Below are 16748 nucleotides of genomic sequence, written 5' to 3'. Positions count from 1 at the left end.
GTTGTGACCATCCCTTCGATATTGTCGTTATCCTTTAACGGAGCCCAGCATAATGCCTTTGACAAAATACTGCTGCACAAACGGGTACACGCACAAAATCGGCGTCATGACGATAATCAGCGTGGCATGCTTCAGCGTCTCCGACATGACAGTGCCGTTGCCGAGCTCGGCCGCATTGCCGCCCGATGCGATTTCCTTCATTTTCGCCCCGTCGATCACTTCCCGCAGGAACAGCATAAGCGGCCAGTTCTCCACGCTGCGGATGTAAACGATCGCGTTGAAGAACGTGTTCCAGTACGACACGGCGGCGAACAGCGCCAGCGTGGCGATGACCGGCTTCGATAAATGCGTGATGACCCGGAACAGGATGTAAGGCTCGGAAGCGCCGTCGATTTTGGCCGCGTCCTCGATTTCTTCCGGAAGCGCCTCGAGAAAATTTTTCATCAGAATCAGACTGAAGCCCGAGAACAGCGACGGCACAATGAGCGCCGCCAGCGTATCCAGCAGCCCCAGCGAACGAATCAGGTAAAAGTTGGGGATCAGCCCGCCGTTGAACAGCATCGTAAACACGATCGCCAGCATAAAGAAGCTTCTGCCTTTCAGGTGGCGCTTCGAAAGCGGGTACGCCGTCAGCAAGTAAAGGACGGTTCCCGCCGAAACGCCAATCGCCGTGATCACGATCGTGTTGAAGTAGCTGCGCCACAGAATCGGATGAACCATAATTTCGCGGTAAGCCGCGATGCTCACATCGTGCGGCCATATCATCGTCGGATGGACGAGGAATGCTTCGTAGGAGCTAAACGAGATGGCCGCTACATTCAGGAACGGATACAGCATAATCGCGCACAGCGCGACAAGCGCCGTTTGGTTCGCCCAATCGAACCAGTGCCAGTTATGGATGCGTTGCAAGTTCGTCACCTACCACAGTTGTTTTCCGAGCAAACGCGCCGTACGATTGGCGACTACGATCAGCACGAACCCGACGGCGCCCTTGAACAGTCCGACCGCAGTCGCGAACGACAGCCGGCCGTCGACCAGACCGATGCGGTAGGTGTATGTTTCGAACACGTCCGCCACGACGTAGGTGAGCGGATTGTACAGCAGGAACACCTGCTCGAACCCGTTGTCCAAGATGCTGCCGGCCCGGAGCACAAGCAGCACGACGATCGTCGAAGCGATGCCGGGAATCGTCACGTGGCGGATTTGCTGGAAGCGGCTGGCCCCGTCCATCTTTGCCGATTCGTACAGCGTCGGATCGACACCCGTCATGGCGGCCAGATAGATGATCGTGCCCCACCCCAGGTCTTTCCATATTTCGGCGGAAACGATGATCGTTCGGAAGTATGCCGGCTCCTGCAGGAAAGAGATCGGCTCCCCGCCGAACGCGCCGACCAGCATGTTGACAACCCCTGTCGACGGGCTGAGGAAATTGACGATCATCCCCGTCAGCACGACCCACGAAATGAAGTGGGGCAAATACAACACGGTTTGCACGACCCGCTTGAACAGCATCCGCCGCACCTCGTTCAGCATGAGCGCAAGCACGATCGGCGCCGGGAAGCCCCATACAATCTGATACAGACTCAGCAGGACCGAATTGCGCAGCACCTGATAAAAGTCCCTGGACTTGAACAAATACGCAAAGTTGTCGAATCCGATCCAATCGCTTGCCCAGATGCCTTTTGTCAGGCTGAAATCTTTGAAAGCGATCACAATGCCGAACATCGGAATGTACTTGAAGACGAGCAAATACAACATCCCCGGGACAAGGAACGCATACAGCCATCTGTTTTTAATGAAGTAGGATGCGATCCCCATTCGTTCACCTCCTTCTGTTACCTTTTTTAAGCGCTTTCAGGGCCTGGTAACAGTATAAGTCGGTCGTCGCCGGATCGAAATCCCGCCCGTTTAGCATTTGGTCCTGTCGGTTTATCCTGTGCCGTCACAAGCGCGGCAGCTTGACGCTGACGATCGTTCCCGTACCGGGTTTGCTGTACAGCTTCAAGCCGTACGGCTCGCCGAACGCCAGCCGGATCCGCTGATGGATGTTGTGCAGGCCGATATGCTTGTCCTCCTTGATGTCGTCCTTCCCGAGACCGTCCTTCATCGAAGCGAGCTGCTGTGGCAGGATGCCGACACCGTTGTCCCGGATCGTGACGATCAGCGCCTGTTCGCGCTCGTAGGCGGCTATTTTCAATACGCCGGCGTGCGGACTTGGCTTGATGCCGTGATAGATCGCATTCTCGAGAATCGGCTGCAGCGTAATTTTGAGCAGCTTGTAATCGAGCGTGCCTTCGTCGATCCGCCACTCGACGGTGAATTTGTTCGGATAGCGGCGCTGCTGGATATCGAGATACAGGCGAACATGCTCGATCTCCTTGTGCAGGGGCACGAGCATTTCCTCCGTTTCCAGGCTGATGCGCAGCAACCGGGACAACGAGTGCAGCATGCGCGACGCTTCGTTCTCCCCCTTCGTCAGCCGCAGCACAAGCCAGTTGATCGATTCGAGCGTGTTGTATAAAAAATGCGGGTTGATCTGCGATTGCAGCGCGATCAGCTGCGCCTGCCGCAGCTTGCGGTACTTCTCCTCAAGCTGCTCCTCCATTGCCCGCTTATGCATGAAGCCGCGGTCGATCGAAGACATGATTTGTTTGATTTCGTTCCAATCCTTGGAGGCGGCGGGAGTAACGGCGGCATGCGCAGCAGGCTCGGCGCTGTCGAACAGCGACAGAATGCGGCGGATCGGCCGATACGAGCGCAGCGAAATCGCGACGGCGACCAGCACGGACGCGGCGACGCTAAGCGCCAGCCATATGGCCATCAGCTTGCGGAAGTGCTCGCGCTGCGCCTGGTACTCGTTCAGCGCAACGACCGAGACGTAGCGCCAGCTCGGATTCGATCCCGAGACGACGTTTGCGACGACAACCGCTTGCCCGTCCTGCCGCATAATCCGATACGGGGGGCCGCCATCCGCGCTGTCCTTCACATAGCCGATCTCCGCCTTCCGGCCGATCGCCTGCCGGTCGGCGTGATACACGTAACGGCCCTGCTCGTCCACGATGTAGATGTTCTGGCGCTGCACGTCGCTGCGCAGCAGCGCATCGAACTTGTCGAAATCGATGTACATGGCGAGCAGCCCTCGCGTCTGCGTCCAGTCGGCATAAGGAAGCAGCCGGTACAAGCCGAGCAGCAGCGGCCTGCCCGCCCCGCTCTCGTCCGGATGCAGCATGGTCCAGTCGCGTTTGCCCGCGCCGATCAGCTCCTCCTGCTTCGCCAGCAGCGGAAATTTGTTCGGCTCGTAAGGCGTTCCTTCGTCGGAGCTCAGTACATATTGCCCGCGGAACGAATACAGCTGGATCGTATACAAATAGGAATTGGTCACCCGGGATGTCGAGAAAATTTGCTGGATGCGCTGAATTCGGTCCAGATCGGGATAACCGAGCGGCCGCACCAACGGCTCCTGCAGCAGCAGACCGATATCGGGGTCCGAACCGATCCGCAGCGACATCGATTCCGCATCCGACACGATCATATCGACGGTGTCGCGCACCTTGGTCAGCTCATTCAGCGAAGCGCGGCCGATCTCGTCGCGGATCGTCGGCTCGTTGTAGCGGTAGACGAACCAATTGACGGCAAGCAGCGGCAGCACGAGCAGAATCAGCGTGACGACGAACGTGCGCAGCAGTACGCTGCGCAGCTTGTAGCGCCGCACGTATTGAAAGAGCTCCTCGCGCTTCATCGCCGCTCCTCGGCTTCCACCCGGTTCCGGTAATCGGAAGGCGTTACGCCGGCGATTCGTTTGAACAGCTTGTAGAAGTGCTTCAGGTTCTGGTAGCCGACTTGCTCGCTGATTTCATAAATTTTGTAGCGGGGATCGCGCAGCAGGCGCTTCGCGTTGTCGATGCGGATGCGCGTCAGGCAATCGGTGAACGTTTCCCCCGTCGCCTGCTTGAACAGCTTGCTTACATAAACGGTGGACAAGCCGACGTTTTCGGCGACCGTCACCAAGGACAGATCGCTGGCGTAATGGTTCTCCATGTATTCCTTCGCGACGCGGATATGGAGCGACTCGACCGTGTATTCTTCCGGCGGTCCGGGCGTTTCGGTCCGGCCGCCGCTCTCTGCGCCCCCGCCGCTGCCGCCGGCGTCCAGGTCGTGCTTGATCGACTGAAAGACGGCTATCAGTTCGCCCACGTCGGTCGGCTTGAGCAAATAATGAACCACCTGGTATTGAATCGCTTCCTGCGCCAGCTTGAATTCCTGGTAGCCGCTGAGCAGGACGACGCGTTCCCGGCGTTTCTCGCGGTGGACGTATTTGGCAACCTCCAGTCCGGAGACGAAGGTCATTTTGATATCGGTCAAAATAACGTCCACTTCGCAAGCTTGCAAATAATCGATGACTTCCCTGCCGTCGGCCAAACGTGCGACAATGTCGAATCCGATGCTCGCCCAGTCGATCACTTCGGCGATGCCGCTCCTGACGTGCTCTTCGTCGTCGGCAACAATAACCCGGTACATGCAACTTCTCCTCTCTTCGCCTGGAGACAGGCAACCAAGCTTTACCCGATGCATCCTTGCAACGAACTCATTGTAACATATCGTCTTTGAGACCGGAGAGCCGTTGTTGTTATGGAGTTGCCTCCTTTATAAAATTACATTTTTGGGAATATAATGTTGTTAAAAAAAGAGCAAGCGACATTCCCTCATTAGCCAACGCCCCCCTTGCCCAATAAGCCATGTTTTCTTGCCTATTTCGCCAAAAATGGGCCGTCCATACGAAATAGCCAGTGATTTCGCTGGCTATTTCGGCTAACATGCCCGATTTGAGGGCCTGGCGGGCAAATAACCAGTGTTTTCACTGGCTATTTCCGGCGAGCCGGGCAATACGGGGCAAATAGGCCATTTTTCATGGGCTATTTTCGTCGCCGAGCCATACATGAGCAAAAAACGCCTCCACAGCCCGAATGCGGCTGAGCAGGCGATCTTGTGTGATCCGTTTGACACAAAACGCACCTCAGTGCGCCACCATATTGTACGTCATGATCCAGATCGAGCCGGCGACGATCGTCAGCACGATGACGAGGCCGAGCAGCAGCGCCATCAGGTTGTAACGCGGCTTCTTCTCTTCGCGCAGATGCATGAAGTAGACGAGCTGGACGACAAACTGCAGCACGGCGGCGACAAGAAGCACCACGGTGGCCGACGTACCTTCCATCCAATCGTTCATCACGATCAGCAGCGGAATGATCGTCAGCACGATCGATATCGCAAACCCGGTCACATACGCCTTCAGCGAGCCGTGAGCCTCGTGGCCGCTATCCCCGTGGCCGTCGCCATGAGCCCCATTGCCGCCGGAACCGCCATGCCCGTCATGCGCATGCGTAATGGTCCGTTCCATCTACATCACCCCCAGCAGGTAAACGATCGTAAAGACGAAAATCCAGACGACGTCGAGGAAGTGCCAGTACAAGCTGATGATCGTCACTTTGCGCTTCGTCACCGGGGTGATGCCGCGGCGGGCCAGCTGGAATATCAGCGCGGTCATCCAGACAAGACCGAGCGAAACGTGCAAGCCGTGCGTGCCCACCAGCGTGTAGAAGCCGGACAGAAAGCCGCTGGTGCTGATCTTGGCGCCTTCGTCGACCATTTTCACGAACTCGGTCACTTCCAGCACGATGAACGAAAGGCCGAGCAGCGCCGTTACCGCCAAACCGCCGATGAGCCCTTTGACGTTGCCGCGCTGCATGGCAAGCACGGCCAGGCCGCTGGTGAAGCTGCTCGTCAGCAGGATGAACGTTTCGGCGATAACGCCGGGCATTTCGAACAGTTCGCTCGCCGTCGGCCCGCCGGCCGTATTATCGCGCAGCACGACAAAGGTGGCAAACAACGAGGCGAACAAAATACAGTCGGTAATCAGAAACAGCCAAAATCCGAACGTGCGCAGCTCCTCTTGGTCGTGATGCCCGTGGGAGCCGGCCGCGCGGTCCGCCGCTGTGTGCGTCATAGCGTTTTCCCCCTTTATTTGGCCAGCCGCGCGGCGGCTTCCGTCCGTTCGACTTCATCGACCGGGATGTAGTAGTCGTTATTATAAGTGAACGAATGCACCAGCATGCAGACGACGACGCCGATCATGCCCGGTATGGCGATCCACAGCCAGTCGAAGACGAAACCGAAGCCGGCAACGAACCAGAAGAACGATTTGATGAACGGGATCGGTGAATTTTTCGGCATATGAATCGGCTCGATCGGCGGCTTGGGAGCGGCTGGCAGCCCCTGCTCCCTGCGCAGCTTCTCTTCCCACCACGGATCGCGCTCCGACACTTGCGGCTCCACCGCAAAGTTGTACAGCGGCGCCGGCGACGGAATCGACCATTCGAGCGTCCGTCCGTCCCACGGATCGCCGGTGGTGTCGCGTTTCATGTTTTTGATGCTGTAAGCGATTTGCCACACCTGGAAAATGAAGCCGATGCCCATAAAGAACCCGCCGACGGTCGAAATCAGGTTGAGCGGCGCCCAGCCCATGTCCCAGCCGTACGTGCTGACGCGGCGCGTCATGCCCATCAGGCCAAGCGCATACTGCGGCATGAAGCAAACGTAGAAGCCGATGTTCCACAGCCAGAACGCCCATTTGCCCAGCTTCTCGTCGAGCTTGAAGCCGAATATTTTCGGCCACCAGTAGTACAGTCCCGCAAAATAACCGAACGCAACGCCGCCGATCAGCACCTGGTGAAAGTGCGCAATCAGGAAGTAGCTGTTATGGAACTGGAAGTCGGCCGGAGCTACCGAAAGCAGCACGCCCGTCATCCCGCCGACAACGAAGCAGGGAATGAAGGCCAGCGTCCACATCATCGGCGTCGAGAACCGGATGCGCCCGCGGAACATGGTGAACAGCCAGTTGAATATTTTGACCCCGGTCGGGATGGCGATGACCATCGTCGATATCGCGAAGAAGATGTTGACGTTGGCCCCCGAGCCCATCGTGAAAAAGTGGTGCGCCCACGTGAAGAACGAAACGATGGCGATGCTCATCACGGCGAAAACCATCGACTTGTAGCCGAACAGCCGCTTCTTGGAGAAGGTGGCGACAATTTCGGAATAGATGCCGAACGCCGGGATGACGACGATATACACTTCGGGATGGCCCCACATCCAGATCAGGTTGATATACATCATGGGGTTGCCGCCCGCGTCGAGCGTAAAGAAGTGTGCGCCCAAATAACGATCAAGGAACAGCAGCGCCAAGGTCACGGTCAAAATCGGGAAAGCGAAGATGATCGTGATGCAGCTGGACAACACGGACCAGCAAAACATCGGCAGCTTCATCAACGTCATGCCGGGCGCGCGCATTTTCAGAATCGTCACAATGAAGTTGATGCCCGTCATCAAGCTGCCGATCCCGGAAATCTGGATGCCCCAGATATAAAAGTTTTGCCCGACGCCGGGACTGTGCGAAAGCTCGGAAAGCGGCGGATACGCCAGCCAGCCGGCGTCCGGCGAGCCGCCGATGACGAACGACATGTTGAACAGCATCGCGCCGAAGAAGAACAGCCAGAAGCTGAGCGAGTTCAGGAACGGAAACGCCACGTCGCGGGCGCCGAGCTGCAGCGGCACAACAACGTTGAACAAACCGAACATCAGCGGCATCGCCATAAACAAAATCATGATGACGCCGTGCGTGGTGAATACTTGATTATAGTGCTCCGGCTGCAGGAATTGCATGTCCGGCATCGCCAGCTGCGTGCGCATCAGCAGCGCGTCCACGCCGCCGCGGAACAGCATGAGCAGCGAAGCAAGAATGTACATGATGCCGATGCGCTTGTGGTCCACGGTCGTCAGCCACTCCCGCCACAGCCAGCCCCACTTGCGGAAATAACTGAGGACGAAAACGATGCTGATGGTCGTCAGCCCAATGGCGACGTCGGCGCCATATATAAGCGGATCGCCCGTGACGAAAAAATCCGCGGCAAACTCTTTAATCGATTCGAGCATGAGTGTCGCTCCTTTCGCTGATTATTTGGTCATCGAATGCTGGCTGTGGTCCATGCCCGGCATCGTATCTTTTTTGGCCGCGTCCGACTTGGCCTTGTCGCCTTTGTCGGCTTTCGCTTCCGCCGCCTGATGGTGGTGGGAGGATGCGTACTTGTTCACAATGCTGTCGAACAAGCCGTCCGGAAGCGCGGAAAATTGCTGCCGGTGACCGATGCCTTGTTCGGCCAGCTTCGCATAATCGTCCGTCGTCAGCGCCTTGCTGCCGCCCTTGACCTGCTGCACCCACTTGTCAAAATCGCCCTGCGGCGTCGCTTCCGCGTCGAACCGCATGCTGGCGAATTCGCGGCCGCTGAAGTTGGCGCCCGAGCCAAAATAAACGCCCGGCTCGTCGGCTTGCAAGTAAAGCTTCATCGCCATGCCCGACATCGTATATATTTGTCCGCCCAGCTGCGGAATCCAGAACGAGTTCATCGGCGCGTCCGACGTCAATTCGAAACGAACCGGCGTATCCTCGGGGAAACGCACATAATTGACGCTGGCGATGCCCTGCTCCGGATAAAGGAACAGCCACTTCCAGTCGAGCGACACGACCTGGATCGTGATCGCCTTTTTGCCCGCCGCTTCGAGCGGCTTGGACGGTTCGATTTTGTAGGTATAATGGAACGTGATCGTGGCCAGCGCCGCAATAATGATGATCGGGATGCTCCACCAGATCACTTCGAGCCGCGTGTTGTGCTCCCAGGTTGGCTGGTAGGCGGCCGTACTGTTTTTGCGCTCGCGGTAACGCCAGACAATGATCGCTGCCAAAATAAGCACCGGCACGATAACAACCGCGCACAGCAGTGTCGAAATGACGATCAAATCCCGCTGCGCCCCGCCGATTGGCCCTTTCGGGTCGAGCACGAGCCAGCTTCCCCAATCGCTCCAGTTGCCGCTGCAGCCCGACAGCAAGCCTGTCGCCGCAAGCAGCACCATCGCCGTCGCGGCAAGCCGCATATTGCGCCTACGTTTCATGTTCCCAACTCCTTAAGCGGTTTGTTTCCGGCGATTGATTCCTTCCGCCTGCTTTTGCAGCTATGCTTTCAAGATAGCAGATCAACCGACAAAATGCGCTAGCTGTCTCAAATCCGTCAATCTTTGTTAGAAATTCCGTAAAGAATTGTTAGCTATTTTGTAAAGCATTTGTCACCATTTTGACCCACATTGGAATTTGACATTTTCGGGTGCAGCGGAAGTGCGATTTCTATCGCTTCGGTTGAGGCGAATCTGCTACAATGCGGATGAGGAAACTTTCACATAGGTCCAAAGGAGTCGTTCCCATGCCCACCATGTATCTCAAAAATGGCGTCGTGCCTCAGCAACTGACCGTACTGTTCCTCGGCGACAGCATTACGGACAATGGCACGTATATTGCGATGATGGACGCCTACTTCAAATGGCACCACCCGGACAAACGCATTCGGTTGCTCAATCTCGGGGTCAGCAGCGAAACGGCTGCCGGTACGAGCGAACCCGATCATCCGTTCCCGCGCCCGTGCGTGCACGAGCGGCTGGACGCGGCGCTGGCGGCGGCGAAGCCGGATTGGGTTGTGCTCGGCTACGGCATGAACGACGGCATTTATTATCCGTTCGCGGAGGACCGCTTCGCCGCTTATCGGGACGGGATCATGCGCGCCGTGCGCAAGGTGCAGGAGGCCGGAGCCAAGGCGATCGTCGTCTCGCCGCCGCCGTTTGACGCCGCGATGATCGATCGCGACAAGCTGCAGCCCGAGGGGCTGTCCGCCTATGCCTACAACGCGCCATATCGCGGTTACGACGATGTGCTGCGCAAGTATGCGCAGTGGGTCGCCGCGCTGGGCGATTCAGTCGACGGCAGCGTCGACATCCATACGCCGCTGGCGGCGGCTCTCCGGCAACGGCGGGCCGGCAATCCGGACTACGTGTCCGGCGACGGCATTCATCCGAACGCGCTCGGCCACTGGGTCATCGCGCGCACGCTGCTCGGCCAGTTGTTCAACGTCTGGCTCGACCGGCAGCCCGAATATGTCGAAGGCGAAGATGCGACGGGTTTCTTCCCGCTCGTCATGGAACGGCATCGTCTGCTAAGCGCGGCATGGAAAGAGCATGTGGGGCATTCCAATCCGAACAAGACGGATGCGTTGCCGCTTGCGGAAGCCGAGGCTCGGGCGGATGCCATCGACGAGCAGCTTCGCCTGCTGCAGGCGAAACACGATACTGCACAGGAACGGGTTACCGACTCGGACGGTTATAATAAAGTAGAGTTTTACTTGCACGGCCGCGAATGCATACTGATTCGTCCAAAGCAAGCCGCTCCCGGCAATCCGTGGTTGTGGCGCGCCGAATTTCTCACCGATTTCAACCAGTCGGACCGCGAGCTGTTGGGGCGCGGCTGGCATATCGCGTATATCCGGCTCAGCAACCAATACGGCTGCCCCGGAGCAGTCGAAGCGATGCGGCAGTTCAAGCTGCATGTGGAAGCCGATTACGGGCTCGCGCCGCGCGTTTCGCTGTTCGGCTTCAGCCGCGGCGGCTTGTATGCGACGAACTACGCGGCCGCTTATCCGCAAGACGTGGCTTCGCTCTACATCGACGCTCCGGTGCTCGACATTCGCAGCTGGCCGGCCGGCCGAGGCGCGGGCAACGGCTCGCCGCTGTGCTGGGAGGAATGCAAGGCCGTGTACGGCTTGACCGAAAGCGCCGCGGATTCGTTCACCGGCAACCCGCTGGATAAGGTCGACGCGATTGCGGCTGCCGGCATCCCGGTCATTCTTGTCGCCGGCGACGCCGACGCGGTGGTGCCTTACCCGGAGAACGGCGAGCTGTTCGCCAAACGCTTCTCGCAGCGCGGCGGCACGATCGAAGTGTACGTCAAGCCGGGAGTCGGCCACCATCCGCACAGCCTGGAGAACCCGACGCCGATCGTCAGCTTCGTGCAGCGGCACGCGTGAGCTGACGATCGGCGCGGCGGATGGGGCGGCGCCGGCTCACCCGAGCAAGGCGGAGGCGATTTAAGCCGGGTTTTCCGGCTTATTGGCTCCGCCCCGGGCCGCGGCAGCGATTTAAGCCGGGATTTCCGGCTTATTGGCTCCGCCCCGGGCCGCGGCAGCGATTTAAGCCGGGATTTCCGACTTATTGGCTCCGATCCGGGCCGCGACAGCGATTTAAGCCGGGATTTCCGGCTTATTGGCTTCGCCCGGGGCCGCGGAGGCGATTTAAGCCGGGGTTTCCGGCTTATTGGGCCCGGGCCGGATGGCGAGTCCGCCGCCAGTCGGCGCACGGCCGCACATGCCAACAAAAAAACCGCCCCTCGCGTCAGAGGCGGCGGTTGTGCCGTTTCGCTCCTATTATTCCTTGCTTTGGAAGCCTTCCATCTGCATCTGCCGCTTGTGCATCAGATGGATGATCGTGCCGATCGTATAAATAAAGACGCTGCCGACGAGACATCCGGTGCCCGCCATCAGGCTCAAATTCGCATCGTTGAAGCTTCCCAAATCCCACATGCACAACGCCAGGCCCGCTACAAATGCGACCCATGCCGCAACTTTCATCACGATGAACAGCTGCTTCGCATCCCGTCCGCCGCGCTGCCGGTCCGTTGCCGCCAATGTTCTGGTTGTCATTCCAAACACGCTCCGATCTGTTATGAAAAGGTTTACGTGTAGTATACCACAGATCGTTGCGTTTTTGTTCATGGTTTGTTCAAATTTTGTTCACGGAATCGACCTATTTTGCAAAAAAGGGCCAAATCCCGATCGCTCCCTCTTCCTCTTACTTCTCGCCCAAATGCGTAGCAATATACCAGTGATTGCCGCACGGATCCTGAACGCCGGCGCTTCGTTCCCCGTAGTGCATATCGGCCGGCTCGTAGAGCGAAATTCCGCCGGCGGCGATCGCCCTGGCGTAACTCGCATCGGTATCGGCAACATACAGATGAATGCCGCTTCTCATGGACGAATACGTCTCGCTCCCGTCCGACATTTCGACCATGGAGTTGCCGATCTGCACTTGCGCGTGCCTGACCTTCCCGTCCTCGTCCGCAAACCGGGCAACCAACACCGCGTCGAAAGCCTGTTGCAAAAAGGCGATCAACTTGTCCGCTCCCTGGCCGATCAAATATGGGGTCACGGTATGAAATCCTTCCGGTATGTAAGATGACATGCTCGTTCTCCTCCTTGGTTGTGAGATTGTTTTCGCCTATTATACCATAATCTGGAGTGCGATACCCGACGAATCGTGCAGCGCAAGCGTATCGGGAGCGGCTTCGAAAGGAATACCGGCTTGTTGCAGACGGAAAACAATTTCGTCGAGCGCCGTTTTGTCCGGGACGACGATTTCAAACCGATCGAGCCCGGTCGCGTTGTCCGGTGCAAGCTGCGCGCCCTGGCCCGCCCATATGTTCAGGCCGATATGGTGGTGGTAATCGCCGGCGGCGATGAACAGCGCGGAATCCGCCATATGCCCCATAATATTGAAGCCCAACACATCGTGATAAAACCGCTGCGCGGCCGCAAGATCGGAAACGTGGAGATGGATGTGCCCGATCGTTGTGCCGGCTGGCAAGCCGCTCCACGGCGTATCTCCCGCTTCGCGCAGCAGCCCCTCTTTATCGATCGGATCGAGGGCCATCGCGTATTCCCCTTTGGCATCCCGGCGCCACAGATGTTGCGGACGATCCGCATAAAGCTCGATGCCGTTATTGTCGGGATCGGCGATATACAGCGCTTCGCTGACCAAATGATCGGAGTGCCCGACATGCACGCCGGCCGCCAACAAATGGCGCAGCACAAGACCAAGCGACTTGCGATCCGGCAACAGAATCGCAAAGTGGTACAATCCAGCCGCCGAGCGCCGCGGCGGCACAATCGCATGCTCCACTTCCCGAAGCCGAAGCAGCCGTCTGCCATCTTCCGCTCCAAGAATCGCGGCGCCATTCCCCTCCTCCAACACTCGCATGCCGACTACTTCCGTATAAAAGCGGAGCGAACGCTCCAAATTGCTGACGCGCAAATAAACGTTCCCGATACGGGAATCGGGATGAATTGAAGCAGACATCGCCGCTCATTCCTTTCTGCAATGGAAATGTACCAATATTTTAACATGAAAAAGGAAACGATTCATTTTTCGATCCGGTTCGATTTGGATTCGATAGTTGACGGCGAGCAGTTTTAATATTAGACTAAATCTAAATATAAGTTTCAGGAAAGAAGGGAGCCGTCATGACACGCAAAGGCCATTTGACCGTACAGCGCAAAGCGATACTGGATATCGTGTCTGGCGCGAGCGATCATCCGACCGCGTCCGATGTCATCGAACGTTTGAAAATACAAGGCTTCAACTTTGCTTACGGCACCGTGTACAACTCGCTGCGCTACTTGACGGACGAAGGTTTGATCCGCGAGCTGAAGCTGGATGGAGACGCGAGCCGCTACGATGCAAGGGTCGAAGAACACCAGCACATCGTCTGCGTCAAATGCGGCAAAGTGGATGAAGTGTTCGCCGCGCCGCCGGCGGACTGGCTGACGCAAATCGCCGAAGAAACCGGTTATGCGATCGAAGACCAACATTTTGTGTTCAAAGGGGTGTGCGCCGCATGCAAAACGTCGAAACGGAACACGTTGCAGTGAGCTGGCAGCCGGAATTGTCCCGCAAGCTGCCGGATCGTATTGTTACAGGCACCGCTGCGTACGATAGCGGAACGGACCGTCTGAGCGAACCGGAAGGCGCCGCATGCAGCACCACACGCCGCATTGTTGTCGTTAGCCCGCGCCCCGCGGCACTGAACGAACTGGTCGGTGCGCTGACCGAACGATGCTACGACGTGCTGCTGTTTCACCGCACCGATGATCCGGTGCTGAAGCTGCTGCAGGCCGATCTGTGGATCGTCGATCTTTCTTCACGCGGGCTGGAGGCGCCGCTTGCGCGCAAGGATGAACCGGTGCTGACGCTGGTGCAACGCGGAACCGCCCCTGCCGCCGGTGAAGCGGCGATGGTGTGGCCGGGGGAACTGGCCGGATCGCTGGCGCGCATCGATGCGGCGCTGGAGCAGCCGCTGCCGCAGCAAGCACGGCGGGCAGTTCCGGCGATTGCCGCGAATGCGATCGATTCCGGCGACAAGCTGAGCTTCCGCGACGTAACGCTGGATCGCAAGCGCATGACCGTGCAGCGCCGCGGCTCGCGGGTCGAGCTGACGAAGACGGAATTCGAGCTGCTGGCGGCTCTGCTTGAGGCGGGCGGCGGCGTGCTCTCGCGTCAGGAGCTGCTCGACCGTGTGTGGGGCGAGCAATATTTTGGCGGGAGCAATACAGTTGATGTGCACATCAAGAGCTTGCGCCAAAAACTCGGCGACGATCCGCGCAAGCAGCACATTATCGCCACCGTCCGCGGCGTCGGGTATCGGCTGGCGGATTAACGCAGCTATGAGGCCGCGCTTGGCGCGGCTTTTTTGTTTGGCCGCTGGCGGGGCTGGAAGAGAGGGTGGACGACAGCCTCGGGGATCAGCCGCAAACGTTCCCGCGCATCAAGTACCGTGCCGCTCGTCTGAGCGACGCTCTCCGCCAACAAGCCAGCTACTTCCCGCTCCACCATCAGCCATCGCTTCTCCTCCCCGTCTCCGGCCCCTCCATCCGCCAACGAGCCAGCTACTTTCCCAGCTCCACCATCTGCCGACGCATCTCCTCCCCTTCACCTGTCCCACCATCCGCCACAAGCCAGCTATTTTCCCTGCTCCACCATCTGCCGACGCCACTCCTCCCCTTCACTGGTCCCACCGTCCGCCAACAAGCCAGCTGCTTTCCTAGCTCCACCATCTGCCGACGCCACTCCTCCCCTTCACCGGTCCCACCATCCGCCAACAAGCCAGCTGCTTTCCCCGCTCCACCATCTGCCGACGCCACTCCTCCCCTTCACCGGTCCCACCATCCGCCATCAAGCCAGCTGCTTTCCCCGCTCCACCATCTGCCGACGCCACCTCCCCTTCACCGGCCCTCCATCCACCAACAAGCCAGCTACTTCCCGCTCCACCATCAGCCATCGTATCTCCTCCCAGTCTCCGGCCCCTCCATCCGCCAACAAGCCAGCTACTTTCCCAGCTCCACCATCTGCCGACGCACCGGTCCCACCAGCCGCCAACAAGCAGCTACTCTCCCTGCTCCACCATCTGCCGACGCCTCTCTTCCCCTTCACCGGTCCCACCAGCCGCCAACGCTTTCCCATCAATCGCTTTTTCACGGCATCGCCGCGGCTCTTCTCCCTTCATCGAACCTTCACCATTCCTTCATTTAATCTTCATGCGGAGACGGTGTAGCGATGGTAAGATGAACTCATCAAATATTTAGACTAAGTCTAAATTTAAAAAATGAAAGGAGCAAACGCCATGTACGATGTCATTATTATCGGCGGCGGGCCAGCCGGAGCATCGGCGGCCGTTTACACTGCACGCGGCGGCTTGTCGACGCTGGTGCTCGACAAATCGCCCAATGCCGGCGCGCTCGCGCTTACGCACAAAATCGCCAACTACCCCGGCATCGCCGAGGAACTGAGCGGCAAGGAGTTGCTCGACCGGATCCGCGCCCAGGCCGCATCCTTCGGTACCGAGTTCAAACAAACCACGATCACGGCTGTCGATCTCGAAGGAGATACGAAGTATGTATTTACCGCCGACGGCATGTTCGAGGCGCGTGCGGTCATCGTCGCCACCGGCTCCAAAGGCCGCAACCGCATGCTGCCCGGCGAAGAGCGGTTGCTCGGCCGCGGCGTCAGCACCTGCGCTACCTGCGACGGCGCCTTCTACCAAGGCAAAGAAGTCGCCGTAATCGGCGACAGCGAAGAAGCGCTGGAAGAAGCGGCAGCGCTCGGCAAATTCGCGTCGCGCATCCACTTCATCGTGCCGCGCCCCGAGCTGCAAGGCGCCGGAGGCCACGCGCCGCAAGAGCTGCCAGGAGCGCAGATGTACTACCGCACGCGTCCGCTCGAAATTGTCGGCGACAACCAGGTAAGCGGCGTGCGCGTAAAACCGGCCGCAGGCGAAGAGCACGTGATCCCGGTTGACGGCGTGTTCGTGTTCCTGTCCGGCAGCAAACCGGGCACCGACTTTCTCGACGGCCAAGTCCCGCTCGACGGCGAAGGCTTCATGGAGCTGGACGCCTCCATGCAATCGCCCGTACCCGGCGTGTTCGGGGCCGGCGAAGTCAGGCGTTCGCCGGTCAAACAAGCCGTCGTCGCCGCAGCCGACGGAGCCATCGCCGCCATGGCGGCCGACAAGTTCATCAACCGCCGCGCCAGCTTGATCCCGCAATATAAATAAAACGCCATCCAACACAACCAAAAGGAGCGTGTCCCATATGTCCCAACCAACCGCAACCTCAACAACAGCAACGGCAATCGTTTACTCCAGCACCCACTGCACATACTGCAAACAACTGAAACAGTACTTGACCGACCAGGGAGTGACGTACGAAGAACGCAACATCGACGACAACGAGCAGAACGCGCGGGAGCTGCAAGCGCTCGGCATGAGTTCGGTGCCGGTCACCGTCATCGGCGGGATGACCATTCTCGGCATGAACCCAACCCGGATCAAAAAAGCGCTGCAAACGCTGGCCGGCTAAGCAACGGCCATCTTGCCTGCACGGCCCAAACCGGCCGAAACGACGAAGGGCAAGAAAACCGCAGTGGCCATCCGCGACAATGAGAAAAATACCGCTTCTGCCCGCTTGTTTCCCGCACCGCAAACATACCTT

16 protein-coding genes are annotated in these 16748 nt (G+C 58.5%); 5 read left to right on the top strand and 11 right to left on the bottom strand.

Going from position 1 to position 16748, the window contains the following annotated elements:
• Window positions 1-27: 27 nt before the first annotated feature.
• From EXY20_RS18350 to cyoA, 8 genes are all read right to left on the bottom strand, one after another.
• Window positions 28-909 (bottom strand): carbohydrate ABC transporter permease, encoded by an 882-nt coding sequence (locus EXY20_RS18350; protein WP_207671290.1) that lies wholly within the window; start codon window positions 907-909, stop codon window positions 28-30.
• A gap of 9 nt (window positions 910-918) precedes the next feature.
• Complete coding sequence (locus tag EXY20_RS18345) at window positions 919-1818, bottom strand: ABC transporter permease (protein WP_135553553.1); 900 nt, start codon at window positions 1816-1818, stop codon at window positions 919-921.
• A 124-nt stretch (window positions 1819-1942) separates the two neighbouring features.
• Window positions 1943-3739, bottom strand: coding sequence for a cache domain-containing sensor histidine kinase (locus EXY20_RS18340; RefSeq protein WP_135553552.1), 1797 nt, complete (start codon window positions 3737-3739; stop codon window positions 1943-1945).
• On the bottom strand, window positions 3736-4518 hold the full coding sequence (locus tag EXY20_RS18335) for a response regulator transcription factor (RefSeq protein WP_167859344.1): 783 nt from the start codon (window positions 4516-4518) through the stop codon (window positions 3736-3738). The genes EXY20_RS18340 and EXY20_RS18335 overlap by 4 nt, the downstream gene beginning before the upstream one ends.
• A 496-nt stretch (window positions 4519-5014) precedes the next feature.
• On the bottom strand, window positions 5015-5398 hold the full coding sequence (gene cyoD / locus EXY20_RS18330) for a cytochrome o ubiquinol oxidase subunit IV (protein ID WP_135553550.1): 384 nt from the start codon (window positions 5396-5398) through the stop codon (window positions 5015-5017).
• Entirely contained in the window at window positions 5399-6004 is a 606-nt protein-coding gene (gene cyoC / locus EXY20_RS18325; protein ID WP_135553549.1) for a cytochrome o ubiquinol oxidase subunit III, read from the bottom strand.
• A gap of 14 nt (window positions 6005-6018) precedes the next feature.
• Window positions 6019-7989, bottom strand: a complete 1971-nt coding sequence (locus tag EXY20_RS18320) for a cbb3-type cytochrome c oxidase subunit I (RefSeq protein ID WP_135553548.1) — start codon at window positions 7987-7989, stop codon at window positions 6019-6021.
• A gap of 21 nt (window positions 7990-8010) precedes the next feature.
• Window positions 8011-9003, bottom strand: coding sequence for a ubiquinol oxidase subunit II (gene cyoA / locus EXY20_RS18315; RefSeq protein ID WP_407944927.1), 993 nt, complete (start codon window positions 9001-9003; stop codon window positions 8011-8013).
• Window positions 9004-9308: 305 nt separating this feature from the next.
• Here cyoA and EXY20_RS18310 point away from each other — a divergent pair, with 305 nt between their 5' ends.
• On the top strand, window positions 9309-10958 hold the full coding sequence (locus EXY20_RS18310; protein ID WP_167859343.1) for an SGNH/GDSL hydrolase family protein: 1650 nt from the start codon (window positions 9309-9311) through the stop codon (window positions 10956-10958).
• A gap of 396 nt (window positions 10959-11354) precedes the next feature.
• Here EXY20_RS18310 and EXY20_RS18305 read toward each other — a convergent pair whose 3' ends face one another.
• From EXY20_RS18305 to EXY20_RS18295, 3 genes are all read right to left on the bottom strand, one after another.
• Window positions 11355-11630, bottom strand: a complete 276-nt coding sequence (locus tag EXY20_RS18305) for a hypothetical protein (protein WP_135553546.1) — start codon at window positions 11628-11630, stop codon at window positions 11355-11357.
• 148 nt (window positions 11631-11778) lie between these two features.
• Entirely contained in the window at window positions 11779-12168 is a 390-nt protein-coding gene (locus tag EXY20_RS18300; protein ID WP_135553545.1) for a VOC family protein, read from the bottom strand.
• A gap of 39 nt (window positions 12169-12207) precedes the next feature.
• Window positions 12208-13062, bottom strand: coding sequence for a VOC family protein (locus tag EXY20_RS18295; RefSeq protein WP_135553544.1), 855 nt, complete (start codon window positions 13060-13062; stop codon window positions 12208-12210).
• A gap of 164 nt (window positions 13063-13226) precedes the next feature.
• On the opposite strand from EXY20_RS18295, the gene EXY20_RS18290 reads away from it, so the two are divergent.
• The 4 genes from EXY20_RS18290 (at window position 13227) to EXY20_RS18275 (ending at window position 16616) form a co-directional block, all read left to right on the top strand.
• A complete protein-coding gene (locus tag EXY20_RS18290) occupies window positions 13227-13634 on the top strand; it encodes a Fur family transcriptional regulator (RefSeq protein WP_135553543.1) in 408 nt (135 codons plus the stop codon).
• Complete coding sequence (locus EXY20_RS18285; protein WP_135553542.1) at window positions 13601-14419, top strand: response regulator transcription factor; 819 nt, start codon at window positions 13601-13603, stop codon at window positions 14417-14419. The genes EXY20_RS18290 and EXY20_RS18285 overlap by 34 nt, the downstream gene beginning before the upstream one ends.
• A 963-nt stretch (window positions 14420-15382) precedes the next feature.
• Window positions 15383-16312, top strand: a complete 930-nt coding sequence (locus EXY20_RS18280; RefSeq protein WP_135553541.1) for an NAD(P)/FAD-dependent oxidoreductase — start codon at window positions 15383-15385, stop codon at window positions 16310-16312.
• 37 nt (window positions 16313-16349) lie between these two features.
• Entirely contained in the window at window positions 16350-16616 is a 267-nt protein-coding gene (locus EXY20_RS18275) for a glutaredoxin family protein (RefSeq protein WP_135553540.1), read from the top strand.
• The last annotated feature ends 132 nt before the right edge of the window (window positions 16617-16748 follow it).

The sequence above is a fragment of the Paenibacillus cymbidii genome, assembly GCF_004764705.1.
Taxonomy (GTDB): domain Bacteria; phylum Bacillota; class Bacilli; order Paenibacillales; family NBRC-103111; genus Paenibacillus_AN; species Paenibacillus_AN cymbidii.
The sequence above is the reverse complement of the archived record's forward strand: the minus strand, read 5'-3'. Positions and strand labels throughout refer to the sequence as shown.